We start from the raw sequence: 16,261 nt of genomic DNA on the forward strand, positions 1-16,261 counted from the left end.
TTTAATCATACAGATTTTCTACGGCATTTTCTATAAACTTGAACCCTTTGGCCTTCCAATCGGGAGCCTTATCTATATGCTTAAAAGCCTTGTCAATATCGGCAGTAAAGCCGGTATGGGAGCTTATAATCATTTCACATTTTCTTTGAAGGGCGGTTTCTTTTAGTTTAAATAGGGAGCGGATATTTTGTGCAGTGTCAATGTTCCATAGGTCATACATACTGTAGCCGCCTTCATCATTCATTATAAGGCAATCCCCGGAAAAGATGATTTTATTGTTTAATATATAAGCAAGATGTCCGAGCGTATGGCCCGGGGTAAGAACAGCTTCTATGCAGCACCCATCCAAATTAACGGCTTCTCCGTCTTCAAGACAGGTATAATCTTTAAATATTTTGATAGGAGTTTTAAGGTTAAAAAAGAGCACTTTTTTGCGGAAATAAATCGATTTAAGGTACTTTTCTTCTTCCTTTCCTAAAAATATTTTTGCGTTAGGGAAGATATTATCGCATCTTCCGTCAATGCCGCCGGCATGATCCAAGTCCAAATGAGTTAAAAAAAGGTATTTTATGTCATTTTTATCTATATCAAGCTCTTTTAATCCATTAATAAGATTTTCACTGTTTTTATAGCCGGAATCTATGGCTATATAGTAGTTTTGTGCTTTGATTAAAAAGACATTTACGTCCTTATCCCTTATACAAAAAATATCATCCGTGATCTTCCCTGTAGGTATGGGATTGAGCATATTTTTGCCTTTAGTAATTTTAGGCTTTACCGTAGTTCCGAAAAATTCTATTAAGTTCATGTGTTTTCCTCCTGCATATAATACACTCTAATTTTAATTACAAACTTTTATCTTCATTTTTTTACAAATCTCAGCTAAGGCCGTATCATTAGTGATTAATGTACCGTCATTTCTTCGAGTTAAAACCAAATAGTACATATCATAAATTGAATGATTATTTTTGATTCCTTCAGATAAAGATTCTTTCCATAACGTATTTGCACCAATGAAATCATCCACCATATCAAGCCCGTCTTGTACATATTGGATACAATCTTCATGTGTTATAAGTCCGGCTTTATAATACTTCCATAAAACATTTGTGATCTCAGCAACAAATAAATCTGGAGCTATAATCCAACCGGCTTTAGAATAAAGCTCGGAGAATAAGCAGCTCTTTTCCCGTTGAAAAAGTATTTCTATTGCAGCACTTACATCAAGAATTATAATCACCTGTCTCTGTCCTCTCTGATAAGTTCTACAGGATTTACAGCTTTTATTTCATAAGAAACATCCCGGCTTTGAATCTTTTTTAGAATATTTTTACGGCGTGAAATGTTTGATTCTTCCTGTCCCAAGGCTTTTTCAAGTAAAACAATGATTTGCTGTGCAATAGTTCTATTTTCATTTTTTGCGGCATAAGTAATTTTTCTATAAATATCTTCAGGACATTCCCGCACTTGCAAGAGCGGCATATCGTACCTCCTTGCATACAATATACATCATTTTGTATGATTTATCAATGTAAAAAGGCAGTTTTTAAGCTTATTAATTTCTTTTAAACCTGTAAAATAATTATCTTCGATACGCACCATTCTTAAAAGAGAATTTTGCATTTTTGAGTTTACATTTATTCTTGAACTTAGGTAAAATTCGGCCTCCGGTTTTTCTTCTTTTATAAGCACTTCTTGAAATTCAAGTTTATCATATTCAGTTTTATAATCAAACTTGAGCTTTTGAAAAACCTCATCTGTCAACAAACAAGGACCGCAAATCCTTATCCTTTCTTCTCCGCTGTTTTCCCTACTGTCTACATAGGCACTTCTTATTAAAAAGGCAAGGGTGTAGTTTTCATTATGTGAAAGACAAAGGTCCATACCCTTCCTTGTTCCGCCTTTTAAGTGATTGTTTTTAGTTTTATGCACATAGAGCTTTCCGAAATTGTTCTTTTGCTTTTCATTGCGATGCACACAATTATCCTCAAAGCAAGTCTCTTTAAAAAAATAGGCCTCGATTTCTATAGGATCAATTGTTACAAAAACCTTATTTCCTCTTATTTTAAATACATAGCCAGACAAAAGACTGTGCATTATACCTTGCAAGATAGTGACGATTTTTTCCTCTGATGTTTCTTTTAAGAGATCATCGATTTTTGTTTTTAGATCTGAAAAGGTTTGTTTCATTGCTTTCAGTCTTATAAATTATTGCTGATAATGTGTACCGCATTGAACAATGTACAATTTTTCATCTTCAACTTTATAAACTAATCTGAGAAATGCTTTCTTTTAAAAATTTCATATTTGATTCGGAATAAATATAAGGATCTTCTGAAGCTTTCATGGCAAAAGGCATACCGTTTTCTCTTATTGTAGCCTTTACAAAGGCATTTATTGCGGTAGATACATTAATACCCATAGAATTACAAATTTTTTCAAACAAATTTTTATCATCATTAGCGATTTTTGCAGATATTGTAGTCATATTCACCACCTTTTACTACATTATACTACAATAACCTGTTTTTGTCAAATAATCATTAGCTTATATTATAATCTGAAAAATTATTTAAGAAAAGGCGGGGGATTTTATTAATTATCCGGTAATTTCAGTAAGTTTTATTCTATACATGCAAGGCTCTTTTTAAAATAATCGAAGTCCGCCAAATTATTTTCTTTAATCTACCAACATTTCTTTGATTACATTTTTTACTGCAATAATTTCTTTTTGTTTTATCTTACCTAGATATTTGATAAGCCGAATACTATCAACGGTTCTTATTTGATCTAAAACAATCCAGCCATTCTTATTATCAAACCTCACAGAAATTCTAGTAGGGTAGGAATGAGACTTTGTTGTCATTGGTGCAATTATTACTGTACTTATTGAATGATTCATTTCATTAGGAGAAATTACTAAGCATGGGCGAGTTTTTTTTATTTCATGCCCGACACTCGGATCAAGGTTTACAAGATAAACATCATATTGATTTATTACCACTCCCATTCAAATTCTCCTGAATCAGGAATATATTCAAGTATGTCATCTTTATTTTTATGCATTTCGTCAAATGCTTCTTTCCAGCCTGTTCGAGGGTTATCTTTTACAGGAGTAAGAATAATTTCATTGTCGGTTATTTTCATATTGATTTTATCTTTTACAGAAAACTTATCTAAAATGACTTTAGGAAATCTTATTCCCCTGGAATTTCCAATTGGAATAACAGATATCACCATATTATCCTCCATACATTTATGTTATTACATTGTAATTATATAATAAAATTAGAAAAGTATCAAGATATTTATGCAGGTAATATTTTCGGTATTTACGAAAATTGTATATCCAACTTTTTTTTCTTTTTTGTGCAGTCTTTAAGATACAAATTGATTAAATTTTGATACGGTATTCCTGAACTTTCCGCCATATTTTTAAAATATGCAATTATATCGTCATCAAGGCGTATTGTTATCTGCTTTTTTAGCCTATCAACATAAGGGTTTTTAATAGCATTTGAAAAATCATATTCTTCTCTCATAATTGCCCTCCGTAATATTTTCCTTCATTTTTTGTAGCTTTTCTTGCTGAAATAATTCTAATAACATCATCTTCACGATAACAATGGCATACAAGCAAAAGATGAAACTCATAACTCATGCCTAACATAAGAAAACGATCCTCATTTAAATCCGAATGTTCAGGATCAGACAATAATAAGGCTTTATCATCATAAAATATAGTTGTAGCTTCTTCAAAACTTACACCATGTTTTGCCAGATTTAACTGAGCTTGTATTGAATCCCATTCAAACCTTATTTCATCCATAATTATATTATAAATTACACAAAAAGAATTAAAAGCTGAAACTTGGTAAATCAAGATGCTTTTTTGAGAATTTTTTAACTTTTTCTTCATATGATTTTGTAAAAATGATTTTATACACTGTTTATTCTCTTTATATGTTCAGGTATCCCATCGGTATAAAATTTACCTGTGGCTATATCGGCTTTTGTTTATTTTATAGCATTTTCCGACTCAGTCGGTATATTCATTTCAATATCTTTACCGCTTCCAAAATATTGCCAGATATTTTTTTTATTTGTATCATCTCTAAGATCGAAAGGAAGTCCATTAACTGCAACCGTTTTTTTCATAAAAATTCTGATGGCTGTCGGTAAATCCAGTCCGTAATGCTTATAGATATTAGTAACTTCATCTTTTAGAGATTCATCAACTCTGACTTGAACAAGTGTTGTAGTTGCCATTATTGCCTCCTTATATTCCGCTTCGGATATGATTTTTTCATCAAATTCTACCTATGATTTTAACTTTTTAACGACAAATCCTTCCATATCTTTTACAAAAACATAATCCATAGCTTATTCTAATTTTTCAAGTCCTTAATCCCATAATTTTAGATATTTTTAAAATTAAACATATTAAATAAAAAATCTTCACTCCTCTTTAGCACTCCCCCTTTCTTCTCAAATTTCTGCACAAAAACGAGTATAATTATAGTACTAGGCGAGTATTAGATGATTATTTCTCTTCAGACTGATAAAACTTATGATATTGATCTAAAAAAACTATATAAAATATATTTGGATCGAGGTTACTATGCACGGCAATATCAGGTGGAACGAGAAAACCAATCAATCGCATATCACTTTCCATTCTGAACCTTGCCCAACTCACATCGAGCGGTATATGTTTTGGATGTACAAAATCCGATTTTGTCGGAAATTTTTTGTATATTTCTAAAATTTTAAGTCCACCGCTACCAACTCTTTGATTCTTCCAATGGCTAATCGTATTACTTGAATAATGTTTTAACTTATTTAATAATTTTTCAAGCTGTTCTTTGGTCCATTGATTAAAGTCCTGACCGGCCTCTTGTGAATTATCAAAATATTGAAAACTAAATTTAATATTGTCTTTCAGCTTGTCAGAATCATGCTCAATGAGCTTATCCGGAAATTGTCCAATAAAATGCAGTTTTGCAGGATTAGCTCGCTTCATAACAGGGGTACTCCGCCAAGTTTGCCCATCTTATAAAGAGGAGAAATAGGTCTATCATTTCTCAATGCATTTGAACTTAATTCATCAAGTCTGTAACAATAGCTGTTTCCCTTTTCTTTATTGAAAAGATAGGTTCTATATTTTCCCATCGAATCCATTATTTCAATGTTATGTGTTGTAAATATAAGCTGTGCACCATTCTTGTTTATTTCTTTATCTTCAAACCAGTGTACTAAATGAGGCAGTATATCTGGATGGAGATTTATATCAAATTCATCAAGGGCTAATACACCACCATCAGCAAGGGCTAAATAGTACACTCCAAGGTATGAATATAATGTTTTTGTACCACTCGATTGAGATTCATACATTAATTTGCTGGTAGTATTATCAGAAAGATGACTGAATATCGGGAATAGTATTTCTTCTTTCTTTTCATTAAAATATGAGCCGATCTCAATATCCTCGATACCTGCGTCAAATTGTTTGATTTTTGATTTAACAAAATCAAGCAGCTTTTTATTTTTCTTATAGAATCCGGTTAATATCGAAACATCAAGGCGTTCATGTTCCAAACCATGGTAACCTACATTCACAATTATTCCAAAAAAAAAGTCATATAATATGTTAAATTCATGAATTTCATATTGTTTTGCAGTACTTATAATCGATGCATTATTACGAAGAATCAACTGTCTTTTTGAATCAAAAAAAGTGTTTTTGTCTATTTGATTATTTGTTCGTGACAAAACAAGCGTTCTCCGTTTATCTTTTCGAAACAGCTTCTCAGATTGAACCTTATTTTTACTTAAAATTGCTTCGTATGAGTATTCTATATTCGAGATTTTAAAATCAATAAAAAACTCAGAATCATTGTCATTGTTGAAAAATGTATCAAGTTTAAAATCAGTATCAGGTTTATTTTTAAAAGAGTCCGTACAAAAGCGGGAAATAAAGGACAAGGCCTTTAAAGCATTTGTTTTTCCGGAAGAATTTGCTCCTTTGAGACAGATTGATTTTGCACATAAATCTCCGTTGTTGGCTTCACGAGCAGGTTGTGAACTAAAACTTAAATCTATCTCAATCCAATCTTTAAAACAAAAAAAGTTCTTTGCACCATATCTCAATAGCATATTTTAACCTCGTAAATATTATACTCTTATTATTTATTATCGTCAATACCGGTAATATTCTAAAATAAGAAACTTTTTTCTGTGCTAAAAATATCTACCTATTAATTTTCATTGCATATTAATATCAGATTTAAGTGGGAGTTAGAACTCTTTTTCTATAAATAATAGTATAGATTACAAGCCTGATAATTGCATCAAATTTGTTGCTTTATTCATATTACGAGTCTGAAAATTATTATTAACTATAGTTTGTTTAACAAAATGTATTTTGTACTTATTTGATAAGGAGTTAACCCAGTCGACAGTCATCCCTCTTGTACGACATGCACAAAAAATGATATCACACTTAGCGTTTGAAAAATCTGACAAACTTTGTTGCAATCGAGAATTTGGATCTCCTTGAGTTTCAATTCCAATAGTAAGACCTTTTATATTTTTAAAAATAACCTTTTTATCATTACCATTAATAATGATGTTAACTTGGGCATTATTATATTTGCTTGATAATAACCGAATTAAATCATTTAAAGTTCCGGTTTTTCCTCTATGACCTCTTCCCTGTAATGCAAATAAATCACTCATTTTTACTCCCTCAGAATAAATAATTTCCTATTCACTAACATTCGCTTAACCTGCATTTGCGGCTTGTCCGCAATGTCAGGTTGAAGCGGGTGTTAGGCATTATTGTTTATATCCACTGAGCTCCATTATTTGGGATAAATATTTCCAATAATTTTCTGCACTTTTTTTATACTTTTTAATATTTCTCTCATCTAATTTATATTTAAATTTTTCATTAAAGAATAGATAGTTGAAAAAATGATATACAAGTTTTTCTTCTTCTTTTAGTTCCGAATATTCTATTTTTTCTAATAGTGATTTATCTTCTAAAAAAATATATTCCTGAATTCCAGGATCTAAATCCATACAATAATAATAAAATCTTTCATCAAATGTTGTAGGATCATTTTTCGTATTTCCCCAAACTAACCATGGCCATATATCAAGTAAAAACTTATTAATTGGTTGCTCATATTTTCCATAATTAAAAGAACCTTGATTCCAATCATTAGTAACTAAATCACCATTTTTATTGAAAACAGCTTCTTCACCAGTTTCTTTTGTATAGACTACATTGTCATTTTCATTTCTCATTTTATGAATATTATTTTCATAAGCAAATTTTAAAATATAATTTATTATAGATATATTTTCTTTTGGAATTTCTTTTGTAATATCTATATTTAATTCTTTTAATCCGTCTTCCAGATATTTTTTTAAATCAGTTGTATTTTTTGAATCTTTGAATACAGAAATAATATTTTTTTCTGCAAAGACATTTGAAATCAACAGTAACATTAATGTAATTAAAATAAAATTTTTTTTCATTTTCTCTCCTGCGCCGAAGGCGTCAGCCTAACATTCCTTCGACCCTTCCTCATAATATCATAAAAACCAGCACTTTACAACCTAAAATGCGGCAAAATAAAAAATTAAATTTTTCTACTATAATAACGAACCAAATAAATAAACTATTGGCAGATTAGATTTATCTTTATTAAATTTTATCAGAAAAATTCTACCCCCTCTCCGCACTAAACCTTCCATCTTCAACAAAAAATATTTTGGTGGTTTCTTTTTGGTAGTTTTTGTAGGGTTCGCCGGGGAGGAAGGTGCAGAAGAGTTGTTCGTAGGGGGGGAGGAGTTCCATAAATTTTTGGCGTTTTTCGGGGTCAAGTTCTAAAAGAATATCGTCCATCAAAAAGATCGGCTTTCGGCAGGTTTTTTCGGAATAGATTTTAGCTTGAATCATTCTTAAAACAAGGGATATAAGCCGCCTTTGGCCGTTTGAGGCTCTTTCGGTAAAGGGTTTTTTATCTTTTATAAAATGAATGCGGTCGCGGTGAGGGCCTGTAGAGCTTGTCCTATCGATTAAATCGTTCTGGCGTTTTTCTGCAAGCAAGATAAGTAAATCTTCTTCACTTTCTACCTTAATGGAGGGACGGTAAACCATTTCTACACCGTAAACCCCGCTTATCTCCTCGTAAATCGAAGAAAAATGCTTTGAATATTCATCTACGATATTCTTTCTTTCATTTGTGATTAAAAGAGCAAGGGAAGCAAAAATTTCGTCTATAGAATCTAAAAGAGATGCCTTTTTTTGCTCCAATATTACATTTCGTGATTTTAAGGCCTTTGAATATCTCACTAAGGTTTCTATAAAGTCGGAATTACAAAGCGAAACCGATTGATCTATAAAAAACCTCTTTCGGGAAGGAGTTCCGACAGCAAATTCTATATCGTCTCCGTGAAAAAGAATACAAGGAACAGTGCTTATCAATTCCTTGGAATTTTTAATCTTTTTAAAATTCTTTTGAATGTCTTTTTTTTTATCTTGAATTATTATCGAAATTGTATGGCTTATTTGATCGTTTTCTTTATAAAGGGCCCTTACGCTGAATTCTTTTTCGTCCCTTGTACATATTTGAGCTAAAGAGCGGGTTCTAAAAGAAGTTCCATAGGAAGAAACATAGAGGGCTTCCAAAAAATTAGTCTTCCCCTGTCCGTTTTTTCCTACCAAAAAAACTTCGGGGGAAGAAATATCTACTGTGGCATTTTCCAGATTTCTAAAATTATAGAAAGAGGCGGAAAGAAAGGGCACTTAGAACCTTACTCCGTCTGCATCGGCATTATTATATGGAAAAAGTCTTCTTCCGGTTCGGGCTTTAAGGTAATAGCCTTCATAGCCTCGGTAAATTCTACCTTTATTCTGTCCGAACTGATGGTTTTCAATGGGTCTTCGATATAAACATAGTTTAAGGCAAGCATAACCTCTTGGCCGTCATATTTACAAGGAATTTCTTCGCGTGCGCTTCCTATTTCGTTTTCTTGAGAAGAAATTATAAGAGAACCCGGAAGAATGTTTAAAAAGATTCTTCTTGTTTTTAATTCTACCAAAAGAGAAACACGTTTTAAGGCTTCGATAAATTCGGTCCTTGAAACTTCAAATGAAAGGTTTTGATTTTCAGGGATTACCCTTTCGTAGTTAGGGAATTGACCGTCAATCAAAACGGAGGAGAATTTATAAGAATTAAAGTTAAAGAATATGTTTTTTTCGCCTATTCCTACTTCTATATTTCCTTCATCCGATGCTCTTTTATTGATGATGTTTAAAATTTTAGGAGGAACAATAACTCCTTTAAATTCGGGGATAGGGATTCCGAAATTTTTCTTAATATGAGCAAGGCGCCTTCCGTCGGTTGCAACAAAGTATAAGGTATCTTCTTTATTTTCAATATAAACACCGTTCATAAAATATCGAGTTTCATCATCTGAAACCGAAAAAATAGTTTGATGAATCATTTCTTTAAATTCTTTTGTAGGAATGTTGAAGAAGTTTACATTTGTAGGTTCTGTGAAAGCAGGGAAGTCGTTTTCGGGTATTGTTTTAAGCTGGAATTTAGCCTTTTTTACTACCGATTTTATTGTGAGCTTTTGATCTTTTTGTTCTATTTCTACTTCACCTGAGGGCAAGGATGAAAGAATACCGGCGAATTTATCGCAAAAAACTGTTGTTGAGCCTTCTTCAATGATATTTACGGGTATCTTTGTTTCAAAGCTGACCTTTATGTCGGTTGCTTTTATAGTTAGGCTTCCGTCTTTAACCGATAACAATACGTTTGAAAGAATTGTTAAGGCAGTCTTTGTAGCGATAATTTCCTGAGCGATAGAGATTTCTTTTAAAAGAGTGTCTCTGTCAAAACTTATTTTCATATTTTTTCTCCTTGTTTTATAATATCTATATTATAATAATTAGTAGTTATAGTAGTAAGCCTTGTGAATTTGTTGATAAGCTGCTTAATTCTATATTGAATATAGAGTTATAATATTTATAAGTCCGTAAAATTATAAACATTTTATTACTGATTATACAGTGATAAAAGAATTATCCACAAAACTTGGCTATATATTAACATATATTCTAAAAAAAATACAGGGGTTATACAATCAAAATCTAGTGTTTTATTTTGATTTTTTGTGTTATAATCTAATTTATGGAAAATACAAGTACTTCATCTATAGAAATAATCAATGCCGATATTACAAAATTAAGGGTTGATGCCATTGTAAACGCTGCAAATACCACTCTTTTAGGCGGAAGCGGGGTTGACGGGGCTATTCATGCCGCTGCAGGCCCTGAATTATTGGAGGAATGTAGAAAATTAAAGGGCTGTAAGACAGGGGAGGCTAAGATAACAAAGGCTTATAAACTGCCTTCAAAATATGTAATTCATACACCGGGTCCTGTCTATGAAGGCGGAAAAAACGGAGAGGCTGAACTTTTAGCCGGTTCTTATAGATCATGCTTAAATTTGGCTCTTGAATACGGCTGTAAATCCATAGCCTTTCCTTGTATAAGTACGGGAGTTTACGGTTATCCTAAGGAAGAAGCTGCAAAAATTGCCTTAAAAGAAATTTCCGCCTTTTTAAAAGAGTATAGGAATATGAAGGTTTTTATCGTCTGCTTTGGAAAGGAAAACGAGGAGATTTATAAAAAGTTGATAGAAAAAAACTATTCTACATAAAAAGTTTAAGTTGACAATAACATTTCTTTATTTATAATGTGGATAATTATTTAAAAATAAAAATATAGATTAGAATTATGGGAGTATTTATGAAATATAGTTTAAAAATAAAACTTATTATTTTGATCCTTATGATAATGACAACTATAGGATGTTCTCTTTTTATACATCCTGTTTCTGTTGTTGTGGAAGGAGACAAAGGTATAATTGTAAAAGAAGATACCTTTAGGGTAAAACCCGGCACAAAGTGGGCTGCTGCTAAAAAAGAAGCCGAAAAATATATACAGTTAATGCCCGGATATGTTTTTGTTGAATGGAAGGGAATGTTAAGCGGCTCAAATGAATACACAGAAACCCTTAAAGACGATATGGAAATTAGAGTCTCTCCCGGTTATCTTTGGGCTGTTAAAGCTATTACTAAAAAAGAATGACTTCAAAGCCTTTAAACTTTAAAAATAATTTTTTTTCGATAATTCCTTTTATTCAGATTACGATCAAAAAGCAAAGTGCTCGGTATAAATGAAAAAAGCCCTCGGAATCGAGGGCTTTTTTTGCTTAAGCGGTTTTTAGCGGGCGTATTCTACGATACGTGTTTCCCGTATTAGGGTTACGCGGATTCTTCCGGGGTACTGCAAATCGTTTTCGATTTTTTTTGCAATGTCCCGGGCTAAAATCTTGGTATCGGCATCGGAAATCTTTTCGTTGTTGATAACAACCCGCAATTCCCTTCCGGCTTGGATTGCATAGGCTTTTTCGACTCCGCTAAAGCCTTCAGCCAGCTGTTCAAGGTTTTCAAGCCGCTTAACGTAGTTATCCATAGTTTCGCGTCTTGCACCCGGACGGGCGGCTGAAATTGCATCTGCAATCTGCACTATTACCGATTCAATGCAGGTGGGCTCTATATCGTTGTGGTGAGCACCTACGGCATTGACAACCCTCGGATCTTCATTGATCTTCTTTGCAAGTTCCATTCCTATCTCTGCATGGTTTTTATCGGAGTCGGTTTCTGCACCCTTTCCGACATCATGCAGCAAGGCACCGCGTTTTGCGATTTCGACATTTGCGCCGATTTCGCTTGCAATCATTCCGGCTATTATGGCAACCTCTTTAGAATGATGTAGAACATTTTGTCCGTAGCTCGTTCTAAAGTAGAGCCTTCCCAAGGCCCTTACGCCTTCTTGGTTCATGTTATGGATACCGAGGTCGAATAAAACCCTCTCTCCTTCTTCATAAACCTTTTGCGAAATTTCTCTGGTTACCTTTTGCACAATCTCTTCAATGCGGGCCGGGTGAATTCGGCCGTCAAGAATCAATCTTTCTAAGGCAACCCTTGCAATTTCCTTGCGTACAGGGTCAAAACAAGATACTACAACAGCCTCAGGTGTATCGTCGATTATTATGTCTACACCGGTCAGAGTTTCCAAGGCTCGAATGTTGCGGCCTTCGCGGCCGATAATTCTACCTTTCATCTCATCGCTGGGCAAGCTGACCGTTGAGACAGTAATGTCGCTCGCCGTTTCCGTTGCAAGACGCTGGATCGTCGTAATTAAAATATCCCGCGCCTTTTTTTTCTGCCGTAAGCTGAGCTTCTTGTTCTATCTTGTTTATAATAGTAACCGCATCATGCTTTGCTTCAGTTTCTAAGTCACGGATAATCAAATCCTTTGCCTGCTGCTGGGTCAAACCGGAAATTCTTTCCAATTCTTCCCTGTATCTTTCTTCTTCGCCGCTTAAAATTTCAGCACGCTCATCAAGTGCGGCTTCCCTCTTGACAAGTTCTTTTTCTTGCTTTTCTACAGTTTCGACACGCTTATCGAGGAGTTCCTCTTTTTGTGTCAATCTGCGTTCAAAACGCTGGAGATCGCTCCTGCGTTCCCTATTTTCCCGTTCCTGCTGTTTTTGTTCCCGAATCAGCTGCTCTTTTGCTTCAAGAAGAAATTCCTTCTTCTGAGCTTCCGCATCTTTTATTGCCTCCTGTAAGATCCGTTCTGCACGTTGTTCAGAAGCAGATAGTTGAAATCTGGCATAAAGCCAGCGAATCGTCCATCCAAGAATTATACAGACAGCAGGAAGGATCACATACAAAATCCAATTCATTGGTATGCTCCTTAAAAAATGACTACTGTCCAGTCTCATAATACAGGCAATCGAAAAAAAAGTCAATAAAAATTGGGAAAATAAATGGAATTTATGTATTGCCGTGTATTTTGGAATTCCGTATATTTTAACCAATCGGGAAAAATGATTTTTTCTAATCTAAAATTATAAGGAGATGATTATGGCAGTATTGGATATTACAAATGCTAACTTTGATGAGACCCTAAAGACTACCAAGCCCGTTTTAGTTGATTTTTGGGCTCCTTGGTGACCGGGATGCGTACAGCTCAGTCCTGAGCTGCAGGCTGCCGAGGCGGAACTCGGTGACAAGGCTGTGATTGCACAGTCTAATGTGGATCATGCACGCGAATTAGCAATTAAATTTAAGTGTATGTCTATTCCCACTTTGGTTATTTTAAAAGATGGAAAAGAGGTGGATAGACACATAGGTTACATGGATAAAAAGAGCCTTGTAAACTTTGTTTCAAAGCATATCTAAAAAAAAGGCGGGAGCTTTTAAAGCAACCCGCCTTTTTTGTTTTTAAATGTAATCGGCTTTGCGGAGTATATCCCTTGCCTTGGGTAAGTCTTCTTCGCTTACCATGATTACGGGGCCGGTACAACCCATTCCCGTTTCGGCATAGATACCTTCTTTCCAAAGAGCCTTGCAAGCGTCTTCGATTTCGATAACGTCGATTCCGGGGATACCGGCATCAACCGTTTTCTTGGGCGGAGCCTTTACCTCTTCAGCAGCGGCTGCAGCAACAGGCTTTGCTCCGGGCATATCTTCCAAGAGCTCATCCAAGCCTGCCTTTTTAGCGGCTTTCAGTTCTTCTGCGTAGATGCCGTGAACATTGTTCTTTGCGCAGTCTGCAACGAACTTTAGGGCATTTGCGATTGCAGGAGCTCCGGATGCTCTCGAAATAATTCCGACAACATCATCATAGCCTGAACCGATACAGGGTCCGTAACCGAAGCCTGAACCCTCATAGCTTCCTCCTGTTACAAAGGAAGAAAAGAGCTTAATAAGCAGGTTTCCTGTAAGGGTATCGCAAACCATTACATCGGGAGTTCCCTGCAAGAGGTCGTTTCCTCTCATGCGGACGCCTCCGTCTGCACGGTTTGATTCAGTGTAGCTTACCTTGTAGCCTCTTTCCTTCATCTTGTTTAAGGCTTTTTCGATAACGGCGATGCCGTCAATGTTCAAAAGACCTACTGTGGGCTCGGCTATTCCTGAAGCCTTAGCAACGGCAATACCGCCGATAGCGTTTAAAAGCATGGCCTTATAGCGGTTTGCATCGGTTGTTCCCGTAGTAGTAGCAAGAATCATCTCGCGTCCCTTACCGGGGGTTACAACCTTTCCTACGGTGCTTACGCCCAAGGGGAAGTTATAGTGCATGGTAACACAGGCCTTAATTGTTCCTTCTTTAAAAAGGCGTTCCATTTCTTTATGAGCATCTTCGAGAGTTGCTGCAGGGAAATGCTTTAAGCCCTTTACTTCAGGGCCTCCGATAAGGATAACATCCAAATCGGGGTTCCTTTTTGCGGCAAGTTCTGCGGCATAAACAAGCTCTGCTTCGCCGTGTTCGCTTCCCGGAATGGTTAAACCGACGGGGAATCGGCCGGCAAATGAGCCGCCTTCAAGCCCTTCGGCAAGTCCTAAAAATAAATCAGCAATTTGTTTTTTATCTGCCATATTCTTATCTCCTTAGTTTTGGGATTTGAGAATATTTTCGGCTACGTTTCTCATTGCTTCGGCAACAATCTTCTTTATTCCGGCTGTGTCCTGACCTGCAGAAGCGGAGCCTTTTCCGTCATTGGCTTCAATCAAGAAGCTTAAGCCGTCGAAGAGGTTTGTAAGACGGCCGAGGAACAAACTTCCCTTTCCGATTATCATTGTATTTTTGAGTTTTCCTGCCATCATATCGCGGCGAGCATGTCCGATGAAGGGAACGCCTGAGGGGATGTGTCCCTGAGTGGGAGCAAAACCTACAACTCCGTGTTTTTTTACGAATTCGGCAATTTGAGCTTTTTCAAGCTGGCCTTTCATAACGCTTAAGGCTGCAATCATCTTTACGTTTGCTTCGGGTACGTTACCTGCACCTGCGGGAGCGGTAATTTCGTGGTTTTGAAGCTCTGCCGAGTATTTTTCGATGTCGGTCATCTTTAAGCCGGCTGCATTAAGAGGATCGTAAACCAATACGCTCATAACGGCCTGAGGGGCGGAACCGGAAGAAATTACGTGCTTTCCTACAACTTCGGTATTGATAACGGGGTTTACTCCGTCGTCTGCACTGAGCATAACGGCAAAGCCTCCGATCATGTCTTCAAAGAGGGGTAGGTCTTTTTTTACGTGGTCTTTTCCGTTCATACCGAGCTTGGGTACTGAACCTCCCGAAACGACCAATACGTTTTTAAAGATACCTGCTGCTACAAGGGCGGCTCCGTGGATTATTGCGTGAACGGGAGCTGCACAGAAGCCTCGAACGTCCGAACCAGTTGCGTTTACACAGCCTGATTTTTTCTCCGACTGCCTTTGCAATGTTTCCGCCGCCTCTCTGGTTAATATCGCCAGCGGCTTCTTCTGAACATTCGATGATGTATTCGACATCCTTCATATCGATGCCTTCGAGTTTTCCCATGTGCCATGCGGAAAGAATACCGGAAGCCTTTGTGGCGAGGTTTTCGAGCATGGTGTGGGCACTCAAGTTTTCGTCTGTGTCGTGAGCCTGCTTTACACAACCGATGAGTTTTCCCTGTTCGTAGAGGCCTTCAGCCGTGTGAGCATCTACCATTTTTTGGATTTCGGCAATGTCGTGGCCTTCTCCGAGCTTAATGTCTTGGGTTTTCATAATCGGATGATTTTCGATGAGTTTTGCAGCTTCGGCTGTGAATTCCTTTGAGAAATAAACGAGTTCAAAAACATCGGAATGCTTCATCAAGATGTAGAACTCGGCCTGAGTCATAATCTCGCCGAATTTTCCGTTTCTTTCGGCCTTTTTTGCATCCTTGTACCAAGGTTCGGGAATTGCTTCCAAGTCTTCGGGAGTCATGTTTCCGATATAAACCTGGTTAGGCGGATAGTTTACTGCCTCTTCAAAGCTGCGTAAATGAGAGGGGATTGCCTTTAAATATTCATCCTCAGGGTTTGCAAGCCTTGTGCCTGTTTGAGTTGAACCGTTGTGAAAAAGAAGATCGGGAGCATGAACTAGAATGTAGCTTGCTCCTTTTATAGCGACTTTTGCCATAATGCCTCCAAAAAATTTATATAAAATTTAAAATAATTTGCCAATTACTAATGATGGCTTTTTTATTCTATATTAAATTCGTTTATTATTCAAGGTGTCTGGCGAAGTGGGAAATTTTACACTAGAGGGTCTCTCTATAATAAGTATATGTAAAAATCTTGATATTTTTATGGT

Annotated in this window: 20 protein-coding genes and 2 pseudogenes; 3 read left to right on the plus strand and 19 right to left on the minus strand. The window is 35.8% G+C overall.

Annotated features, from left to right (window positions below; genetic code table 11):
* Position 1 precedes the first annotated feature (1 nt).
* The 16 genes from E4O00_RS12515 to dnaN form a co-directional block, all read right to left on the minus strand.
* On the minus strand, positions 2-808 hold the full coding sequence (locus E4O00_RS12515) for an MBL fold metallo-hydrolase (RefSeq protein WP_253677677.1): 807 nt from the start codon (positions 806-808) through the stop codon (positions 2-4).
* Positions 809-841: 33 nt separating this feature from the next.
* Positions 842-1,240 carry a type II toxin-antitoxin system VapC family toxin gene (locus E4O00_RS12520; protein ID WP_253677678.1) on the minus strand — a complete coding sequence of 133 codons (399 nt, stop codon included), beginning with the start codon at positions 1,238-1,240 and terminating at the stop codon, positions 842-844.
* Positions 1,237-1,482, minus strand: a complete 246-nt coding sequence (locus E4O00_RS12525) for a hypothetical protein (protein WP_253677679.1) — start codon at positions 1,480-1,482, stop codon at positions 1,237-1,239. Before E4O00_RS12525 ends, E4O00_RS12520 begins: the two co-directional genes overlap by 4 nt.
* Before the next feature lie 27 nt (positions 1,483-1,509).
* Complete coding sequence (locus E4O00_RS12530; RefSeq protein WP_253677680.1) at positions 1,510-2,190, minus strand: hypothetical protein; 681 nt, start codon at positions 2,188-2,190, stop codon at positions 1,510-1,512.
* A gap of 73 nt (positions 2,191-2,263) precedes the next feature.
* Positions 2,264-2,488 (minus strand): type II toxin-antitoxin system RelB/DinJ family antitoxin, encoded by a 225-nt coding sequence (locus E4O00_RS12535; protein ID WP_253677681.1) that lies wholly within the window; start codon positions 2,486-2,488, stop codon positions 2,264-2,266.
* A gap of 192 nt (positions 2,489-2,680) precedes the next feature.
* The gene (locus E4O00_RS12540) at positions 2,681-3,010 is read right to left on the minus strand and encodes a type II toxin-antitoxin system PemK/MazF family toxin (RefSeq protein ID WP_253677682.1); all 330 of its coding nucleotides are present in this window, start codon (positions 3,008-3,010) and stop codon (positions 2,681-2,683) included.
* A complete protein-coding gene (locus E4O00_RS12545; protein ID WP_253677683.1) occupies positions 2,998-3,240 on the minus strand; it encodes an AbrB/MazE/SpoVT family DNA-binding domain-containing protein in 243 nt (80 codons plus the stop codon). The genes E4O00_RS12540 and E4O00_RS12545 overlap by 13 nt, the downstream gene beginning before the upstream one ends.
* Positions 3,241-3,332: 92 nt before the next feature.
* Positions 3,333-3,542, minus strand: a complete 210-nt coding sequence (locus E4O00_RS12550; RefSeq protein ID WP_253677684.1) for a BrnA antitoxin family protein — start codon at positions 3,540-3,542, stop codon at positions 3,333-3,335.
* On the minus strand, positions 3,539-3,919 hold the full coding sequence (locus tag E4O00_RS12555; RefSeq protein WP_371922696.1) for a BrnT family toxin: 381 nt from the start codon (positions 3,917-3,919) through the stop codon (positions 3,539-3,541). The genes E4O00_RS12550 and E4O00_RS12555 overlap by 4 nt, the downstream gene beginning before the upstream one ends.
* A 98-nt stretch (positions 3,920-4,017) precedes the next feature.
* On the minus strand, positions 4,018-4,269 hold the full coding sequence (locus tag E4O00_RS12560; RefSeq protein ID WP_253677685.1) for a type II toxin-antitoxin system RelB/DinJ family antitoxin: 252 nt from the start codon (positions 4,267-4,269) through the stop codon (positions 4,018-4,020).
* A gap of 274 nt (positions 4,270-4,543) precedes the next feature.
* Positions 4,544-5,023, minus strand: coding sequence for a hypothetical protein (locus E4O00_RS12565; protein ID WP_253677686.1), 480 nt, complete (start codon positions 5,021-5,023; stop codon positions 4,544-4,546).
* Complete coding sequence (locus E4O00_RS12570; RefSeq protein WP_253677687.1) at positions 5,020-6,156, minus strand: AAA family ATPase; 1,137 nt, start codon at positions 6,154-6,156, stop codon at positions 5,020-5,022. The genes E4O00_RS12565 and E4O00_RS12570 overlap by 4 nt, the downstream gene beginning before the upstream one ends.
* A gap of 174 nt (positions 6,157-6,330) precedes the next feature.
* Complete coding sequence (locus E4O00_RS12575) at positions 6,331-6,738, minus strand: hypothetical protein (RefSeq protein ID WP_253677688.1); 408 nt, start codon at positions 6,736-6,738, stop codon at positions 6,331-6,333.
* A gap of 99 nt (positions 6,739-6,837) precedes the next feature.
* Positions 6,838-7,545, minus strand: coding sequence for a hypothetical protein (locus E4O00_RS12580; protein WP_253677689.1), 708 nt, complete (start codon positions 7,543-7,545; stop codon positions 6,838-6,840).
* Positions 7,546-7,735: 190 nt separating this feature from the next.
* Positions 7,736-8,818, minus strand: coding sequence for a DNA replication/repair protein RecF (locus E4O00_RS12585; protein ID WP_253677690.1), 1,083 nt, complete (start codon positions 8,816-8,818; stop codon positions 7,736-7,738).
* An 8-nt stretch (positions 8,819-8,826) separates the two neighbouring features.
* The gene (dnaN, locus tag E4O00_RS12590; protein ID WP_253677691.1) at positions 8,827-9,930 is read right to left on the minus strand and encodes a DNA polymerase III subunit beta; all 1,104 of its coding nucleotides are present in this window, start codon (positions 9,928-9,930) and stop codon (positions 8,827-8,829) included.
* A 281-nt stretch (positions 9,931-10,211) separates the two neighbouring features.
* Here dnaN and E4O00_RS12595 point away from each other — a divergent pair, with 281 nt between their 5' ends.
* Both E4O00_RS12595 and E4O00_RS12600 read left to right on the plus strand, forming a co-directional pair.
* Positions 10,212-10,742, plus strand: coding sequence for an O-acetyl-ADP-ribose deacetylase (locus E4O00_RS12595; protein WP_253677692.1), 531 nt, complete (start codon positions 10,212-10,214; stop codon positions 10,740-10,742).
* Positions 10,743-10,831: 89 nt separating this feature from the next.
* Positions 10,832-11,173: a hypothetical protein gene (locus tag E4O00_RS12600; RefSeq protein ID WP_253677693.1), complete on the plus strand. Its 342-nt coding sequence runs from the start codon at positions 10,832-10,834 to the stop codon at positions 11,171-11,173.
* A gap of 135 nt (positions 11,174-11,308) precedes the next feature.
* Here E4O00_RS12600 and rny read toward each other — a convergent pair.
* Positions 11,309-12,839: pseudogene (gene rny, locus E4O00_RS12605) on the minus strand (ribonuclease Y).
* 175 nt (positions 12,840-13,014) lie between these two features.
* On the opposite strand from rny, the gene trxA reads away from it, so the two are divergent.
* Positions 13,015-13,338 carry a thioredoxin gene (gene trxA, locus E4O00_RS12610; RefSeq protein WP_253677694.1) on the plus strand — a complete coding sequence of 108 codons (324 nt, stop codon included), beginning with the start codon at positions 13,015-13,017 and terminating at the stop codon, positions 13,336-13,338.
* A gap of 42 nt (positions 13,339-13,380) precedes the next feature.
* On the opposite strand, the gene grdD is transcribed toward trxA, so the two are convergent.
* Together grdD and grdC are read right to left on the minus strand one after the other, a co-directional pair.
* Positions 13,381-14,535, minus strand: a complete 1,155-nt coding sequence (gene grdD / locus E4O00_RS12615; protein ID WP_253677695.1) for a glycine/sarcosine/betaine reductase complex component C subunit alpha — start codon at positions 14,533-14,535, stop codon at positions 13,381-13,383.
* 12 nt (positions 14,536-14,547) lie between these two features.
* Positions 14,548-16,087, minus strand: a pseudogene (grdC, locus tag E4O00_RS12620) (glycine/sarcosine/betaine reductase complex component C subunit beta).
* Between the last annotated feature and the right edge of the window lie 174 nt (positions 16,088-16,261).

The sequence above is a fragment of the Treponema sp. OMZ 788 genome (assembly GCF_024181245.1).
In the GTDB taxonomy this organism is placed as follows: Bacteria; Spirochaetota; Spirochaetia; order Treponematales; family Treponemataceae; genus Treponema_B.